The sequence below is a fragment of the Chelativorans alearensis genome, assembly GCF_010993735.1.
Classification (GTDB): domain Bacteria; phylum Pseudomonadota; class Alphaproteobacteria; order Rhizobiales; family Rhizobiaceae; genus Chelativorans; species Chelativorans alearense.
This window is the reverse complement of record NZ_WQNI01000001.1, coordinates 167,015-183,265: the sequence shown is the minus strand read 5'-3', so window position 1 is coordinate 183,265 and position 16,251 is coordinate 167,015. Positions and strand designations below refer to the sequence as shown.

The window sequence follows — 16,251 nt, the reverse complement described above, 5'->3', positions numbered from 1 at the left end:
TCTCCCCCACATTCGTGGGGGCGAGGAACCGCCGGCCGCATGCTCCGAGCCAAACCTTGGACGACCAGCCTCTATTCCCCCTCCCGCCCCCACCCGTCCATCTCACCGACAATCCGGGCGATCTCGTCGGCGATCCTCCTCTCTGTGAGGTGGTCGAAGCGCGGAGAGGGGATCGCCACGCTGAGGCTGTACCGGCTGTCGAGCGCCACGCCGATGCCCATGACACCGATCGTATGCTCCTCGCGCGACAGGGCGTACCCGCGGTCCGCGGTGCGCTTCAGGTCCTCCCGCAGGCTTTCCTCGTCGACCAGCGTATAGGGCGTGAAGCGCGCGCGCGGCATGGCCGCCAGGCATTCGTCGAGCAAATCCTGAGGGAGTGCCGCCAGGAGCGCCTTGCCGGAGGCGAAGCTGTGCAGCGGCACGCGCATGCCCTTTTGCGGCGTGAAGCGAAGCGGGTGGGCGGAAAGCTCCACATCCACCACCTCCACGTCGTTGCCGCGCCGGATGAAGAGGGACGAGGTCTCGCCCGTCGAGCGGGTGACGGCGCGCAGGATCGCCGCCCGCCGCTCGGCAAGCGTCGGCGGGGCGCCGGAGGCCAGCCGCGCGAGCGCCGGGCCGATCACGTAGGCCCGATCAGTGCCGGGCAAAAGCCAGTGCCGGCTGACCAGCGTCGTCAAAAGGTAGGAAAGGCTGCTTTCGGGAATGCCGGTAGCGCGGCTGATCTCGCGCGCCGTCGCCGCGCCGCTGCGCGAGACCTGCTCGACGATGTCCATGGCGCGGGCGGCGGACTTGACAGAGGCTGGCTGTTTGTCTTTCATCATCATGTAGCTTCAAATATGTGAAATTTGGAATCCCGTCAATTTGCCCGTTTCCAAAGGCAGGGTTCCGAACGCGGGTTAACGGAGTGGGGGTCGAAGCACGAAACGGGAGCATGGGAGGAACGACGATGCCCGCACGAAGCCTCGAAGAGAAGATCAGGGAGACCGGCTCCCCGGTCACCATGATGCGCACGTCCCCGGTGGGCGCCTATGTCTACCCGGTGCCGGCGGAATTCTCCAACTGGCGCGACGAGCAGAAGGCCTGGCGGGAGACGGCGGTGCTGTTCGACCAGTCCGTGCACATGACCGACGTCTATTTCGAGGGGCCGGACGTGGTGCGCCTGTTGTCGGAGACCGGCGTCAACAGCTTTACGAACTTCACCCCCGGAAAGGCCAAGCAGTTCGTGCCCGTGAGCCATGACGGCCATGTCGTCGGCGATGCCATCCTGTTCCACCTTACGCAGAACCGGGTGAACGTCGTCGGCCGCCCGCCGGTGGCGAACTGGCTGGAGTTCCGGGCAAGGACGGGCGGCTACGACGTTACTGTCGAACGCGACGAGCGCTCGGTCGCCAACCCGCGGCCGCGCAGGACCTACCGCTACCAGCTCCAGGGGCCCAACGCGATCAGGATCCTGGAGAGGCTCAACGGCGGGCCGCTGCCGGACATCCGGTTCTTCAACATGGGCGAGATCGCTATTGCCGGCCGCAAGGTGCGGGCGCTCAAGCACGGCATGGCCGGCGAGCCCGGCCTCGAATTCTGGGGGCCGTCCGAGGAGGGCCCGGAGATCCGCGCGGCCGTGCTCGAGGCCGGCGCCGAGTTCGGGCTGCGCCCGTCAGGCTTCCGCGCCTATGCCACCAGCGTTCTGGAGGCGGGCTGGATCCCCTCGCCCATGCCGGCGATCTACTCCGGCGAGGCGATGAAGCCCTATCGGGAATGGCTCCCTGCCGACGGTTTCGAGGCAATGGCCTCGCTCGGCGGCAGCTTCTATTCTAAGAACGTGGAAGATTATTACCTCACGCCCTGGGACCTCGGCTACGGCCATGTCGTGAAGTTCGACCACGACTTCATCGGCCGCGAGGCCCTGGAGAAAATGGCCGGCGAGCCGCACCGCACCAAGGTCACTCTCGTGTGGAACAGCGAGGATGTGGTGCGCATCTTCGCCTCCCTGTTTGGAGAAGGTGAACCGGCAAAATACCTCGAGCTCCCCGCCGCGCACTACGCGACGCTCCCCTACGACAGGGTGTCCGTCGGCGGGAAGACCGCCGGCATCTCCACCTATTCCGGCTACAACGCCAACGAGCGCGCCTGGCTGTCGCTCGCCATGATCGACGAGCGCCACAGCAAGCCCGGAACGGAGGTGACGCTCACCTGGGGCGAGGAAGGCGGCGGCTCCCCGCGCCCGGTGGTCGAGAGGCATGTCCAGATGGAAGTCCGCGCGACGGTGGCGCCGTGCCCGTACTCGCCGGTGGCGCGGGAGGCTTATCGGGTTTAATGCACCTCGCGCTACCCCCGCGAAAGATACACACCCGCCAGATAAGCCGCCTTCGCCGGCACGGGCAGCACCCGTTCCACCAGCGCCTGCCGCTCGGGCGTATAATGATCCTCCCCGTGCAGCATGTTGACCGTCCCCACCAGCGCATCGCCCAGCACCACGGGCAGGTTGATGACCGAGCCGCAGCCGAGCGCGCCGATCAGCGCGTAGTCGGGGAACACCTTGGCGATATCGGCCAGCTTGTTGGCGACGAACATGCGCCGCGCGTCGTGCACCTCTTCGAACCAGCGGTCCTGGCGGACGGGCTTCGTGCCTGAGGAGGGATAGCTGTTCGGGTCGCTCGTATAGGCGCGGCGGACAAGCCCCTTCTCGATCTCCACCGTCGTGAAAGTGAAGAGCTTGGCGCCGACGAGCGCCTGGGTGAGCGCGAAAAGCGCTGCAAAGGGCGCCTCCGGCTCCTTGGCAAGGGAGAGCGCGTGGTCGAATGCGGCGAGCGCGCCGTCGATATCCGTCATCGTGAAAAGTCCCGATCTATGCAGGTTGGAGGGCACCGCCGCTGGCGGCATAGAGTTCGCGCGAATAGGGGTCGGCAAGCCTGCCCGTCTTCAGCGCCTCGACATGTGCCACCTCGACGATGCGGCCGTGCCGCATGACGGCCAGCCGGTCGCAAAGGAAGGAGACGACGGGCAGGTTGTGGGTGACGAGAAGATAGGTCAGCCCCTGCTCGCGCCGCAGCTTCTTCAACAGGTTGAGGATTTCCGCCTGCACCGAGACGTCGAGCGCCGAGGTCGGCTCGTCGAGAAGCAGGATGCGCGGCTCCAGCATCAGCGCGCGGGCGATGGCCACGCGCTGGCGCTGCCCGCCGGAAAGCTGGTGCGGATAGCGGAAGCGGAAACGCCTGTCGAGGCCGACCGCCGCAAGTGCGGCCTTCACCCTCTCGTCGCGCCCCTTGAGACCGTGCACGGCGAGCGGCTCGGCCAGGCAGTCGTCCACCGTCTTGCGCGGATGCAGCGAGCCGTATGGGTCCTGGAACACCATCTGGCAGGTCCTCGCAAAGTCGCGCTCGGGCCGGTGCGCGCGCGGATTGCCGAGCACGGAAATCGTCCCCGTCCAGTCCGGCGCCAGCCCGGCGATCGCCTTGAGGATCGTCGATTTGCCCGAGCCGCTCTCGCCCACGAGCGCGAAGCTCTCCCCCTCGGCAACGGCGAGCGACACGTCGTGCACGACCCTTGCGGGCCCGTAGGCGATATCGAGACGGGTAAGTTCGATGGCGTTCATGTGGCCGCCCATGCGCTTCTGTCGAGCACCGGCAGCTCGTCCCGGTCCTCGTCCATGCGCGGCATGGCGGCAAGCAGCCCGCGCGTATAGGGGTGTCTCGCCTTGTCGAGGTCGCGCGCCGCGCATTCCTCGACGATTTCACCGCCGTTCATCACCAGGATGCGGTCGCAATAGCGCGCCACGAGGCCCAAATCATGGCTGATGAGGATCAGCCCCATGCCGTTCCTCCTCACCAATTCATCGATGATGTCGAGCACCTGCGCCTGCACCGACACGTCGAGCGCCGAGGTCGGCTCGTCGGCGATCAAAAGGTCGGGCTCCGGGATCAGCATCATGGCGATCATCACCCGCTGCCCCATGCCGCCCGACACCTCGTGCGGATAAAGGTCCGCCACCCGCTCCGGCTCGTTGATGCGCACCGCTTCGAGCATCTCTAAGACCCGCGCGCGCAACTGGCGCCGCGGCATCGGCCGGTGCGTCTTAAGCGCTTCGCCGATCTGCTCGCCCACCGTCATCACCGGATTGAGCGAGAACTTCGGGTCCTGCATGACCATGGAGATGCGCGCCCCGCGCAGCGCCCGCATCCGCCGCTCGCGCAGCGATGCCAGGTCGATGCCGTCGAACACCATCTCGTCCGCCGTCACCCGCCCGGGCGGGCGGATCAGCTTGAGGATGGAGCGCCCGGTCATCGACTTGCCGGAGCCCGACTCCCCGACGATCCCCAGCCGCTCGCGCCCAAGTGAGAAGGAGATGCCGCGCACCACCTCCACCGGCCCCTTCGGCGTCGGGAAGGTGACGGTGAGGTTCTTGATGGAAAGAAGCGGCGCCGTCATCGCCCGTCCCTCTGCTTGGGGTCGAGCACATCGCGCAACCCGTCGCCCAGGAAGCAGAAGCCGAGGCTGACGGCGATGATGGCGAAGCCCGGCATGGTGGCGACCCACCACTGGTCGAGGATGAAGTTGCGCCCGCTGGAGATCATGGCGCCCCACTCGGGCAGCGGCGGCTGCGCGCCGAGGCCGAGGAAGCCCAGCCCCGCCGCCGTCAGGATGATGCCGGCCATGTCGAGCGTGACGCGGATGATGGTGGAGGAGGCGCACAGCGGCAGCACATGGCGCAGGATGACACGCGCCGAGGAGGCGCCCTGGAGTTGCACAGCGGCGATGAATTCGGAATCGCGGAACGTGATGGTCTCGGCCCGCGCGATGCGGGCATAGACGGGCCAGGCGGTAATCGCGATGGCGATGATGGCGTTCTCGATGCCGGGCCCCAGCGCCGCCACGAAGGCGAGCGCCAGGATGAGCTTGGGCATGGAGAGAAAGATATCCGTGAGGCCCATCAGCACACGGTCCGTCCAGCCGCCGAAATAGCCGGAGATCGCACCGACCAGAAGCCCGATGGGCGCGGAGATGACGGCCACCATGGTGACGATCATGAGCGTGATGCGCGAGCCAAAGACGACGCGCGAGAAGATGTCGCGGCCAAGCTCGTCCGTGCCCATCCAGTGAAGGGCCGATGGCGGCGCCAGCCGGTTGGCAAGGTCCTGCCCGATGGCCGAATAAGGCGCGATCCACGGCGCGAAGACGGCCATGACGATCAGCGCCAGGATGATGAGCGCGCCGGCCACCGCCAGCGGATTGCGCATGAGCGCGGAAAAGCTGCGCCAGGAGCGCCCGAGGCTCGCCTGCAGGCGCGAGGCAGGCGAATCGTCGAGAAGCCAGTCGCGCACCGCACTCATCGCCGCGCCCTCGGATCGAGTATGCGGTAGAGCACGTCGGAGGCCTTGTTGATGAGGATGAAGACCGAGCCGATCACCAGCGTTGCGCCCAGCACGGCGTTCATGTCGGCGTTCAGAAGCGCCACCGTCAGATACCGGCCGATGCCGGGCCAGGAAAAGACCGTCTCGATCATCACCGAGCCTTCAAGAAGGCTCGCATAGGAAAGCCCGATCACGGTGATGAGCTGGATGCGGATGGGATAGAAGGCATGGCGCCATATGACCCGCCGCTCCGGCACGCCCTTCACGCGCGCCGTCGTCACATATTCCTGGGAAAGCTGGTCGAGCATGAAGGAGCGCGTCATGCGGGCGATATAGGCGAGGCTGAAGAAGCCGAGGATCGAGGCCGGCAGCAGAAGGTGGCTCGCCGCGTTCCGGAAGACTTCCCATTCGCCGGCCATCAGGCTGTCGATCAGGTAGACGCCCGTGACCGGCTCCACCAGCCCCTCATAGAAGATGTCGATGCGCCCCGGCCCCGCCACCCAGCCGAGCCCGGCATAAAAGACCGCAAGCCCCACCAGCCCCAGCCAGAAAGCCGGCACGGAATAGCCGAGCAGGCCCAGGACGCGGATCACCTGATCGGCCCAGCTTCCCTGCCGCGTTGCCGCCGTCACGCCCATCGGCACGCCGAGCGCAACGCCGATCAGGATGCCCACCGTCGCCATCTCCAGCGTTGCCGGGAAAAAGCGGCCGAGATCGTCCACCACCGCCCTGCCGGTGGAGATGGACTGGCCGAGATTGCCCGTGAGCACGTCGCCGACATAGGAGAAGAACTGCACGAGGAGCGGCCGGTCGAGCCCCATCCGCTCGCGCGCCGCCTCGTAGACCGCCGCCGTCGCCCGGTCGCCGACCACGGCGAGCACCGGATCGATGGGCACCACACGGCCGATGAAGAAGGTGATGGCGAGAAGCCCGAGAAAGGTCGCCGCCACCACCAGGGCGAAGCGGGCGATGCCCGCCACCCCCCGCGCCGCCTGCCCGGCCACGACGCCGGCGCTCATACGCGTGGCGGTTTCGGCTGGTGATGGTTCGAATGCCACGAAGAGCCCCTTAATGGGATGGAGTCGGGTTGAGTAAAGCATATCTGTCTGGCATCGACTTCCCCTCACCCCTGCAACCCATATCTGCCACACTTGTCCTACACGCGCGTCATCCCGGCCAAGGGAGCGTCAGCTCCCGCCGAGCCGGGATCCATTCCGTGACTCGTCCATGTTCCGGAATGGGTCCCGGACAGCCTCCGCTGTCGCTCCGGCTTCCGGGATGACGAGCGTAAGGGACAGCGCCTGCGTGCCCCCGCCGCAGGAGTGGAGCCGCCGCAACGGATGGGGCAGGACAGGGCACCGACACGCAAACATTACACAATCAAAAAACCCCTTGGAGCATACAAAGAAGTCTGCTTACATCAAAAAAATTTTTCTGAGGGAAAAAGTTTTGAGCAGCCTCGAGAAAGCCGAGCGCGATGTTCAGGCAAGGCTCGGCGTCCTCATCCGCGCCCGCCGGCGCCAGCTCGGGCTCACGCTCCAGGAGCTCGGCAAGGCCGCCGGCCTCTCGGTCGGCTATCTGAGCCAGGTCGAGCGCGACAACGCCACGCCCACCCTCGGCACGCTGGCGCAGATCGCCCGCTCGCTCGACGTGCCGCTCGATTATTTCATCTCCGCCCCGCGCGCCGAAGACGCGCTGACGAGAGCCGGGGCGCGGCGGCGCTTTTCCATCGACGGCTCGTCCATCGTCTACGAGCGGCTCGGCACCGAGTTTCCCGGCAACGTGCTCTCCTCCTTCATCCTCACCGTGCCGCCCGGCTACGCCTCGGAAACGGTCAGCCACGAGGGCGAGGAGATCATCTATATCCTGGAAGGCTCCATCACCCAGGTCCTCGACGGCAAGGAGATGGTGATGGGCGTCGGCGACAGCCTGCATTTTCGCGGCAACGTGCCCCATGCCTGGGCCAATCCGGGCAAGGAGCCGGCGCGCATGCTGTGGACCGGCACGCTGGCGCTCTTCAACGCGGCAAACCGCGTCGCCCTCGGCACGCCGGACGTGATCGCCGGCGGCCAGACTACCAAAAGCGGAAAGACAACCAAAAGCGGCCAAACGGGCAAAGGCAGCAAGACAAAATCCAAAACCACCGGAAACAGGGAACGCAAATCATGAAACCTCTGAAATCTGCCCTCCTGGCGGCAGCCCTGTCGCTGCCAGTGACGGCAACGTTGGCAGCCACGGCCTTCGCCGTCACCCCGCCCAACCTCCTGGTCGTGGCGCAGAACATCGACGACATCGTCGCCATAGACCCGGCGCAGGCCTACGAGTTCTCCTCCGGCGAGCTCGTCACCAACGTCTACGACCGCCTCGTGCAATACGACGCGGAGGACCCGACGGTGCTCGCCCCCGGGCTTGCCGCCGAGTGGGAGGCGGACGCCGAGGCCAAGACCATCACCTTCACCCTGCGCGAGGACGCCACCTTCCATTCCGGCAATCCGGTGCGCGGCGAAGACGTCGTCTTCTCCTTCGCCCGCGTCATCAAGCTCAACCTGACGCCGGCCTTCATCCTCGCCCAGCTCGGCTGGACGCCGGAGAACGTGGAGGAGATGGTCACCGCAAAGGGCAACACGGTGACGGTGAAATACGAGGGCGCGTTCTCGCCCGCCTTCGTGCTCAACGTGCTGGCCGCCCGCCCCGCCTCCATCGTCGACGAGAAAACGGTGATGGAGCACGAGGAGGACGGCGACATGGGCAACAAGTGGCTCAACGCCAATTCCGCCGGCTCCGGCCCCTTCGAGCTTCAAACCTACCGGCCAGGCGAGCTGGTGCGCTTCAAGGCGAACCCGGACTACTTCAAGGGCGCGCCCAAGGTCGAGGGCGTCCTGATCCAGCACGTGGCCGAGGCCGCCACCCAGCAGCTCCTCCTGACCTCGGGCGACGTCGACATGGCGCGCAACCTGACGCCCGACCAGATCGCCGGGATCACCAGCGACGACATCAAGGTCGAGACCTTCCCCCAGGCCGCCGTCCACTTCCTCTCCTTCAATCAGAAGGTGGAGGCCCTGCAGCCGGAGGCCCTGTGGGAGGCCGCGCGCTACCTCGTCAACTACGAGGGCATGGCGGGCAGCTTCCTGAAGGGCCAGATGGAGATCCACCAGGCCTTCTGGCCCAAGGGCTTCCCCGGCTCCTATAACGAGACGCCCTACACCTACGACCTTGAGAAGGCCAAGCAGATCCTCGAGGAGGCCGGCGTTGAGACGCCCATCAACGTCACCCTCGACGTCATCAACTCCACCCCCTTCACCGACATGGCGCAGTCGCTGCAGGCAAGCTTCGCCGAGGCCGGCATCAACTTCGACATCATCCCCGGCACCGGCTCGCAGGTCATCACCAAGTACCGTGAGCGCAGCCACGAGGCGATGCTGCTCTACTGGGGGCCGGACTTCATGGACCCGCACTCCAACGCCAAGGCTTTCGCCTATAACAGCGACAACTCCGACGAAAACTACCAGGCCACCACCACCTGGCGGAACGCCTGGGCCGTGCCGGCGGAGATGAACGAACTGACCATGGCGGCTCTCGCCGAATCCGACCCGGAAAAGCGCAACGAGATGTATGTCGACCTGCAGGAACAGGTGCAGGCGGCCTCCCCCATCGTCATCATGTTCCAGGCCGCCTACCAGGTGGCCATGGACAAGGGCGTGGAAGGCTACGTCAACGGCGCCACGTCGGACTTCGTGTACTATCGGCTGGTGACGAAGGAGTAATCGTCCTTGCGCTGAGCCGCTCCGTTCAATCGGGGCGGCTTTCTCTACCTTTTCGGAGAATGGTGCGCATACGTGTAACGATGTCTGAAGCACGCGCGATCTCAGGCGGCGAACCATCTTCGTAGGTTGCCAGCAGATATTCGTCCAAAGCGTCTTCGGAAGTCAGATAACGTGCTGGATCGTATTTGCGGGTTTTCAAGGCCACGTTCAGCGTCCCTCCATCTCCCGCCAACCTTTTCCCGCGTTTTTAACTTTGCCGGCGTGATCGTTTGCAGTCAACTATCGGCGAAAAGAGCTTCTTCTTCCACTGCGCGCGCAACGCCTTTCTCCAACATTTCCGAGAAAATATGGGCAACGAGGCCATTCCAGCCCTCATTCCCTGCCAGCTCTTCCGGAAAAACCCCCGGCAGCGCCGTGAGTGCCCGGGCAATCCCCCGCGCATCCCCGCCCGCCCCCGCTAGCGCCGCGGCAATCGCCTCCTCCCTCGGGTCGCGCAGCGCATAGCGCGTGCCATCATCGGTGCGCCCAAGACAGTAGCGCGTCCAGGCTGCCGCCGCGAAGGCGAAAGGGCGCAAGTCCTGGCCGTGCTCAAGCGCGTAGAGCGCCGGTGCCGCGAGGCGCTGCGGCAGCTTCTCCGTTCCGTCCATGGCGATCTGATACGTCTCGTGAGCTATCGCAGGATTGGCGAAGCGCTGCGCCAGCGCCTCCGCATAATCGCCCGTATCGATGCCTTCGAGCGGCGCCAGCGTCGCGGCGGCCGCCTTCAGGTGGCGCCGCACGAGCCTTGCAAGTGCCCTATCGGCCATCACGTCGCGCACATATTTGCGGCCGGAGAGGAAGCCCGCATAGGCCATCATGGAATGGGTGCCGTTCAGCATCCTGAGCTTCATCGCCTCGTAGGGCGCGACGTCGTTGACGAAGATGGCCCCGCCCCGCTCCCATTCGGGCCGGCCGGCGGGGAAGCGGTCCTCGATCACCCATTGCGAGAAGGGCTCCGTCTCCACCGCCGCCAGATCGCGCACTCCCAGGTGCCGCTCCGCCTCGGCCAGCGTGTCCGCGGTGGGCGCAGGCGTAATGCGGTCGACCATGGTCGAGGGGAAGGAGACGGTCTCGATGATCCATCCGGCGAAGGCCGTGTCGAGCCTTGCGGCGAAGTCGAGAAGGCCGGTGCGCACGAGGTTGCCGTTGTCCGGCAGGTTGTCGCAGCAAAGGACCGTGAAGGGCGGAAGCCCCCTCTCCCTCCTCAGCCGCAACCCCTCGGCAAGGAGCCCGAGCACGCCCTGCGGCGCATGGCGATCGGCAAGATCGGCGGCGATCGCCGGATGCGCCTCGTCCACCCTTCCCCGTGCCCGGTCGATGCCGTAGGCCTTCTCGGTGACGGTGAGGCTGACGATGCGGGTCTGCGGCGCGGCAAGGGCGGCGAGCGGCGCTTCCCGGTCGCGCGCCGCGGCGATCACCTTGCGGATGCTGCCGATCACCCGCGCCGAGACGCCCTCCTCGCCGCGCTCGATCAGCGCAAAGAGCCCATCCTGCGGGTTCAGCGCATCGGCGATATCGGTGCTGCGCAGGCTGATGCCGTCGATGCGCCAGTCGCCGCCCACCTCGGCAAGGGCCGTGTCCGTGTAGACGGCCTGGTGCGCCCGGTGGAAGGCGCCGACGCCGATATGGACGATGCCGGCGCCAAGGGGGGCCGGGTCGTACGCGGGCCGCACCACGCCCGCCGGCAAGCCGGCGAGCGCCTTGATGCCGAGCCGCCCGCTCATGGCGCCAGCCCGTATTGCGGATGGGAGAGCGCGGTCATGATGCCGCGCAGCTCCGCCAGCCCTTTGAGGCGGCCGATGGCGGGGTAGCCCGGCTGCGCCTGGCGTTTCAAGTCGTCGAGGATGTCCTGCCCGTGGTCCGGCCGCATGGGGATCGAATGGTCGGCGCGGCCGCTCGCCTTGCGGCGCGCCTCTTCTTTCAGCACCTCGGCGACAAGCGCCACCATGTCGGTGCCACCGGCAAGGTGCTCGTCCTCGTAGAAGGAGCCGGCAACCGCCTTACCCTCGCGCCGCACATTGCGCAGGTGCAGGAAGTGGACGCGGCCGCCCAGCCGCCGCATCATGCCGGGCAGGTCGTTGTCGGGCCGGGCGCCGAGCGAGCCGGAGCACAGCGTGATGCCGTTGGCGGGCGTATCGACAGCCTTGATCATGGCCGCGTAGTCGGCCTCCGTGGACATGATGCGCGGCAGGCCGAGCAGGGGGAACGGCGGGTCGTCCGGGTGGCAGCAAAGCCGGATGCCGGCCTCCTCCGCCGTCGGCGCCACCTCTTCCAGAAAGGCGATGAAGTGGCTGCGCAGCTGATCGGGCGAGATGGCGCCATAGGCCTTGAGATGGGCCCGCAGCCCCTCCAGGGTCAAATGCTCGGCGGCACCTGGAAGACCGAAGGCGACATTGCGGGCAAGTTTCGCCTGCCGCTCCTCGTCCATCCCGGCAAAGCGGCGAGCCGCCTCTTCCACCACCTCGCCGGGGAAGTCGCCCACAGCCCCCGGCCGCTTCAGGATGTGGATGTCGAAAGCGGCGAAGTCCGCGAAGTCGAAGCGCATGCAGGTGCCGCCGTGGGGTAGCCGCCAGGCAAGGTCCGTGCGCGTCCAGTCGAGCACCGGCATGAAGTTGTAGCAGACCACCTTAATGCCCGCTGCCGCAAGGTTCTTCAGGCTCGTCCTGTAGTTGGCGATGTGCTCGCGCCAGGCGCCCGTCTGCCTCTTGATGTCCTCGGAGACGGGCAGGCTTTCCGCCACTTCCCAGGCGAGCCCCGAGGGCCGGCCGTCGGACATGCGGCCGATCTCGTCCTGCCTCCTGGCGATCTCCGCCGGCTCCCAGACCGCGCCGGCAGGCACGTGATGCAGCGCCGTGACCACACCCTCCACGCCCGCCTGCCGCATATCGTCCACCGAGACGAGATCCCTCGGCCCGAACCAGCGCCACGTCTGCCTCATCGTTGCTCCCTTCTTACCTCGCGCCTTTTCCTCAAGGGAATGCGCGGATCAATCTATCGCCGTCATCCCGGAAGCCGGAGCAAAGCGGAGGCTGTCCGGGACCCATTCCGTGACTCGTCCATGTTCCCGAATGGATCCCGGCCCTCGCTCCGCTCGACCGGGATGACGCGCGTGGGATTGACCCAAGCGCATCCCTCTTAAGCGCCGTTGACAGCTGCCAACCTACCCGCCGGCTCCATACCAGCTTCGCTGCGCCCATGGGTAGCAGGAACCGTTCCTGTTGACTAGTATGGAAGTATGGAGGTATAGAACGACCTTGGGAGGCAAGTGCCGATGAACGTCGAACCGCGCAGGGAATGGACGCTGGAACAGGGCGCGCCCATCGGGCCGCAGCTCTACCGCATCCTGCGCGAGCGCATCATCGGCGCCGACCTTACCCCCGGCAGCCGGATCTCCGAATCCGAGGTGGCCAAGACCTATTCGCTCAGCCGTCAGCCCGTGCGCGAGGCCTTCATCAAGCTCGCCGAGGATGGGCTGGTGGAAATCCGCCCGCAGCGCGGCACGCTGGTGCGCAAGATCTCGCCGGCGGCGGTGATGGACGCCCGCTTCGTGCGCGAGGCCATCGAGGCCGACATCGTCAAGCTGGTCGCCGAGGAAGCAGACGACGCCCTCGTCAAGGAGCTGAACGCGCAGCTCGCCCGCCAGCGCGAGCTGCCGGACAACGAGCCCGACCGCTTCATCGCCCTCGACGAGCGCTTTCACCGCACGCTCGCGGAAGCCGCGGGCAAGGCGCATGCCTGGAAGATGATCGAGGAGGTAAAGGCGCAGATGGACCGGGTGCGCTACCTGAGCGCCCTGCATTTTCCCAAGCGCGCACTCGTCGCCCAGCATGCCGAGATCGCCGAGGCCATCGCCCGGCGCGACGCGCAAGCGGCCGAACGGGCCATGCGCGGCCATCTGCGCAAGATCCTGACCGACCTTCCGGCAATTGCCGAGGCGCGCCCGGATTTCTTCGAAGCGACGGACTGAACAATCCCAATCAATAAGGAGGAAACACCATGAAACCAATTTCCACATTCACGGCTGCGCTCATGGCCGGCGTCATCTTCGCCGGTTCGGCGCTGGCGCAGGAGATGACGCTGAAGCTCGGCCACCTCGCCAACGAGGAGAACACCTGGCACAAGGCGTCGGTGAAATTCGGCGAGGAGCTTTCGGCGCTCACCGACGGGCGCATTGCCGTCGAGGTCTATCCCAACGAGTCGCTCGGCAAGGAGATGGACCTCATCAACGGCATGCAGCTCGGCACCGCCGACATGACGATCACCGGCGAGAGCCTGCAGAACTGGGCGCCCATGGCGGCCCTCCTCGCCGTGCCCTACGCCTACAAGAGCCTGGAAGACATGGACGAAGTGGCCGGCGGCGAGATCGGCGACCGGATCGAAGCGCAGATCGTCGAGAAGGCGCAGATCCGCCCCATCGCCTATTTCGCGCGCGGCCCGCGCAATCTCACCTCCAACCGGCCGATCACCTCGCCGGACGAGCTCGACCGCCTGAAGCTGCGCGTGCCGAACGTGCCGCTCTTCGTCGACGTGTGGGAGACGCTCGGCGCCCAGCCGACGCCGATGGCCTTCTCCGAGGTCTTCACCTCGCTGCAGAACGGCACCATCGACGCCCAGGAAAACCCGCTGGCGCTCATCCACTCGGCCAATTTCAACGAGGTGCAGAAGAACGTGAACCTCACCGAGCACGTGCGCTCCTGGATCTACCTCACCATCTCCGAGGTCACCTGGAACAAGCTTTCCGACGAGGACAAGGAAGCGGTGATGGAGGCGGCCACCCGCGCCCAGGCGTATGAGCGCGAGCTGTTCATGGCCGACGAGGAGAAGCTTGCCAACACGCTCCAGGAGAACGGCATGACCTTCGTCGAAGTCGATCAGGAGGCGTTTGCCGCGAAGGCGAAGGATGCGGTCCTGGCCAATGTGAACGAGGAGATCAAGCCGATCGTTGAAGAGCTGTTCGCGGATTGATTCTTACGCAGTTTGAAGCGGCGCGGGGTATCCTCCGCGCCGCGATACTTCCACCTAGAGATGAGATTCAAGGTCTAATGGTGGCGCCGGCCCCCTCTCTTGCAAATTCTAAGGACTTGGGCATTCGCCCAAGCCCAAGAATTTGCTTTCTCCCCCACCAGGGGGGAGATAGTGGCGGCGCCACCGTTACCGCAAATCACCAGCGTCGGTCATTGGCGGAAACGGCGATGCCGACGTTATCTCCCCCCTGGTGGGGGAGAAAGCGATTTCTTGGGCTTAGCGGGGCTAAGTCTTAGAAATCGCAAGAGAGGGGCTGCCACCTCGTCAAGTAGAACTTCTTTCAAAGAACGGACACCATGCCGAACCGCCTCCACACCGCCCTCATCACCCTCTCCCGCCTCGCGGCCGGCCTCTCCTTCGCGGTGCTCATCTTCGCTGTCCTGGTCCAGGTCCTCGGCCGCTCCGTCTTCTCCTCATCCCCCGTCTGGACGGAGGAGCTCACCCGCTTCGCCCTCCTCTACCTCGCCGCCTTCGGGGCCGGCCTTTCCTATCGCAGCGGCGACCTCGTGAATGTCGATATCGTCAGCGAGGCGCTGCCGGGCCGCCTGCCCGTCCTGCTGCGCTTCCTCTCGGCCGCCGCCACCGTCGTCCTCTGCGCCGCCCTCGTCCTGCCGGCATGGCGCTTCACCGTCATCGGCAACCTGCAGACCTCGCCGGCGCTCGGCTGGCGGATGAGCTTCATCCACGCCAGCGTTCTCGTCCTCATCGTCTCGCTCCTGGTCTTCGCCGTAATGCGCGCCGTCGCCATGCTGGCGGGCCGCGGCGACGGGCGCCCCGCCCCCAACCCGGACCTGCCGCAATGAACCTTGCCATCCTCATCGGCGTCTTTGTCGGCGGGCTCGCCGCCGGCATCCCCGTGGCCGTCACCCTCGGGCTCGCCTCCATGTGCTATCTGCTGGCCGCCGGCATCCCGCTCGTCGTCATGCCGCAGAAGATGTATGCCGGCATCGACGTCTTCGTGCTGCTCTCCATCCCCGGCTTCATCCTCGCCGGCAACCTGATGAACCATGGCGGCATCACCGAGCGCATCATCCGCTTCGCCAATGCGCTGGTCGGCTGGATGCGCGGGGGCCTCGGCCTTTCCAACGTGGCGGGCTCGATGCTGTTCGGCGGCATCTCCGGCACGGCGGTCGCCGATGCCGCCTCCATCGGCGGCGTCATGATTCCCGGCATGAAGAAGGCCGGCTATCCTGCCGATTTTTCCGCCGCCGTCACCGCCGCCTCCTCCACCGTCGGCCCCATCATCCCGCCCAGCGTGCCGATGATCATCGTCGGCTCGCTCTCGGGCATCTCCGTCGGCCGCATGTTCATCGCCGGCGCCGTGCCCGGCATCCTCCTCGGGCTCGCCATGATGGTGACGGTCTACATCATCGCCGTGCGCCGCAACTACCCGCATCAGCCCTGGCAGGGCGTTTTGGAGCTCGGCCGCGCCTTCATGGGCGCCTTCTGGGCGCTCGCCATGACCGCGCTCATCGTCGGCGGCTTGCTCTCCGGCATGATGACGCCGACGGAGACGGCGGTGGTCGCCAGCGTCTACGCCTTCATCGTCGGCGCCTTCATCTACCGCGACCTGAAGCTGAAGATGGTTCCCAAGGTGCTTATCGACAGCGCCGTCTCCTCCGCCGCCATCCTGGCGCTGGTGGGCTTTGCCAACGTCTTCGGCTGGATCCTCGTCTCCGAGCGCATCCCGCAGACCGTCGCCAGCGCCGTGCTCTCGGTGACGGAGAACAAGTTCCTCGTCATCCTGCTCATCAACCTGTTCCTGCTCTTCATCGGCATGTTCATGGAGACGATCGCCGCCCTCATCGTCCTCTTCGTGCCGCTCCTGACGCTGGCTGAGGGCGTCGGCGTCGAGCCGCTGCATTTCGCCACCTTCGCCGTTCTGAACCTGATGATCGGGCTCACCACGCCGCCCGTCGGCGTTTGCCTCTTCATCTGCGCCAATATCGCCCGGCTGCCGCTGGCGCCGGTGGTCAAGGCGATCGCGCCTTTCCTTCTGACCAATATTCTGGTCTTACTCGCCGTCTCCTACTATCCGCCGCTGGCGACCTGGCTGCCCGGCCTCCTGTTCGATTGAG

General features: G+C 66.2%; 16 protein-coding genes. 7 read left to right on the top strand and 9 right to left on the bottom strand.

The features are described 5' to 3' along the window. Positions 1-71: 71 nt before the first annotated feature. A complete protein-coding gene (locus GPJ75_RS00830) occupies positions 72-824 on the bottom strand; it encodes an IclR family transcriptional regulator (protein ID WP_205602430.1) in 753 nt (250 codons plus the stop codon). A 122-nt stretch (positions 825-946) separates the two neighbouring features. Between GPJ75_RS00830 and ligM the strand changes: the two genes are divergently transcribed. Further along, complete coding sequence (gene ligM / locus GPJ75_RS00825; protein WP_163264125.1) at positions 947-2,311, top strand: vanillate/3-O-methylgallate O-demethylase; 1,365 nt, start codon at positions 947-949, stop codon at positions 2,309-2,311. A gap of 11 nt (positions 2,312-2,322) precedes the next feature. Here ligM and GPJ75_RS00820 read toward each other — a convergent pair whose 3' ends face one another. Genes GPJ75_RS00820 through GPJ75_RS00800 form a run of 5 tightly spaced genes read right to left on the bottom strand, consistent with a single transcriptional unit; the run spans position 2,323 to position 6,364 of the window. Then, complete coding sequence (locus GPJ75_RS00820; RefSeq protein WP_163264123.1) at positions 2,323-2,826, bottom strand: GAF domain-containing protein; 504 nt, start codon at positions 2,824-2,826, stop codon at positions 2,323-2,325. Between the two features lie 16 nt (positions 2,827-2,842). Further along, complete coding sequence (locus GPJ75_RS00815) at positions 2,843-3,589, bottom strand: ABC transporter ATP-binding protein (RefSeq protein WP_163264121.1); 747 nt, start codon at positions 3,587-3,589, stop codon at positions 2,843-2,845. Next, positions 3,586-4,422: an ABC transporter ATP-binding protein gene (locus tag GPJ75_RS00810; RefSeq protein WP_163264119.1), complete on the bottom strand. Its 837-nt coding sequence runs from the start codon at positions 4,420-4,422 to the stop codon at positions 3,586-3,588. Before GPJ75_RS00810 ends, GPJ75_RS00815 begins: the two co-directional genes overlap by 4 nt. Further along, entirely contained in the window at positions 4,419-5,324 is a 906-nt protein-coding gene (locus GPJ75_RS00805; RefSeq protein WP_163264117.1) for an ABC transporter permease, read from the bottom strand. The genes GPJ75_RS00810 and GPJ75_RS00805 overlap by 4 nt, the downstream gene beginning before the upstream one ends. Next, entirely contained in the window at positions 5,321-6,364 is a 1,044-nt protein-coding gene (locus GPJ75_RS00800; RefSeq protein WP_205602451.1) for an ABC transporter permease, read from the bottom strand. The genes GPJ75_RS00805 and GPJ75_RS00800 overlap by 4 nt, the downstream gene beginning before the upstream one ends. Positions 6,365-6,794: 430 nt before the next feature. Here GPJ75_RS00800 and GPJ75_RS00795 point away from each other — a divergent pair, with 430 nt between their 5' ends. Next, complete coding sequence (locus GPJ75_RS00795; protein WP_246248856.1) at positions 6,795-7,514, top strand: helix-turn-helix domain-containing protein; 720 nt, start codon at positions 6,795-6,797, stop codon at positions 7,512-7,514. Beyond that, positions 7,511-9,109: an ABC transporter substrate-binding protein gene (locus GPJ75_RS00790; protein ID WP_163264111.1), complete on the top strand. Its 1,599-nt coding sequence runs from the start codon at positions 7,511-7,513 to the stop codon at positions 9,107-9,109. The genes GPJ75_RS00795 and GPJ75_RS00790 overlap by 4 nt, the downstream gene beginning before the upstream one ends. 25 nt (positions 9,110-9,134) lie before the next feature. On the opposite strand, the gene GPJ75_RS00785 is transcribed toward GPJ75_RS00790, so the two are convergent. The 3 genes from GPJ75_RS00785 to uxuA all read right to left on the bottom strand — a co-directional run bounded on the left by GPJ75_RS00785 (position 9,135) and on the right by uxuA (position 12,086). Next, entirely contained in the window at positions 9,135-9,314 is a 180-nt protein-coding gene (locus GPJ75_RS00785) for a helix-turn-helix domain-containing protein (RefSeq protein WP_163264109.1), read from the bottom strand. Between the two features lie 70 nt (positions 9,315-9,384). Next, positions 9,385-10,872 carry a mannitol dehydrogenase family protein gene (locus GPJ75_RS00780; RefSeq protein WP_163264107.1) on the bottom strand — a complete coding sequence of 496 codons (1,488 nt, stop codon included), beginning with the start codon at positions 10,870-10,872 and terminating at the stop codon, positions 9,385-9,387. Further along, positions 10,869-12,086 (bottom strand): mannonate dehydratase, encoded by a 1,218-nt coding sequence (uxuA, locus tag GPJ75_RS00775; protein ID WP_163264105.1) that lies wholly within the window; start codon positions 12,084-12,086, stop codon positions 10,869-10,871. The genes GPJ75_RS00780 and uxuA overlap by 4 nt, the downstream gene beginning before the upstream one ends. A gap of 333 nt (positions 12,087-12,419) precedes the next feature. Here uxuA and GPJ75_RS00770 point away from each other — a divergent pair, with 333 nt between their 5' ends. The 4 genes from GPJ75_RS00770 (at position 12,420) to GPJ75_RS00755 (ending at position 16,250) form a co-directional block, all read left to right on the top strand. After that, positions 12,420-13,115: a GntR family transcriptional regulator gene (locus GPJ75_RS00770; protein WP_163264103.1), complete on the top strand. Its 696-nt coding sequence runs from the start codon at positions 12,420-12,422 to the stop codon at positions 13,113-13,115. Between the two features lie 29 nt (positions 13,116-13,144). Next, entirely contained in the window at positions 13,145-14,113 is a 969-nt protein-coding gene (locus GPJ75_RS00765) for a TRAP transporter substrate-binding protein (protein ID WP_163264101.1), read from the top strand. Between the two features lie 356 nt (positions 14,114-14,469). Beyond that, positions 14,470-14,976: a TRAP transporter small permease gene (locus tag GPJ75_RS00760; RefSeq protein WP_163264098.1), complete on the top strand. Its 507-nt coding sequence runs from the start codon at positions 14,470-14,472 to the stop codon at positions 14,974-14,976. Next, complete coding sequence (locus GPJ75_RS00755) at positions 14,973-16,250, top strand: TRAP transporter large permease (protein ID WP_163264096.1); 1,278 nt, start codon at positions 14,973-14,975, stop codon at positions 16,248-16,250. The genes GPJ75_RS00760 and GPJ75_RS00755 overlap by 4 nt, the downstream gene beginning before the upstream one ends. The last annotated feature ends 1 nt before the right edge of the window (position 16,251 follow it).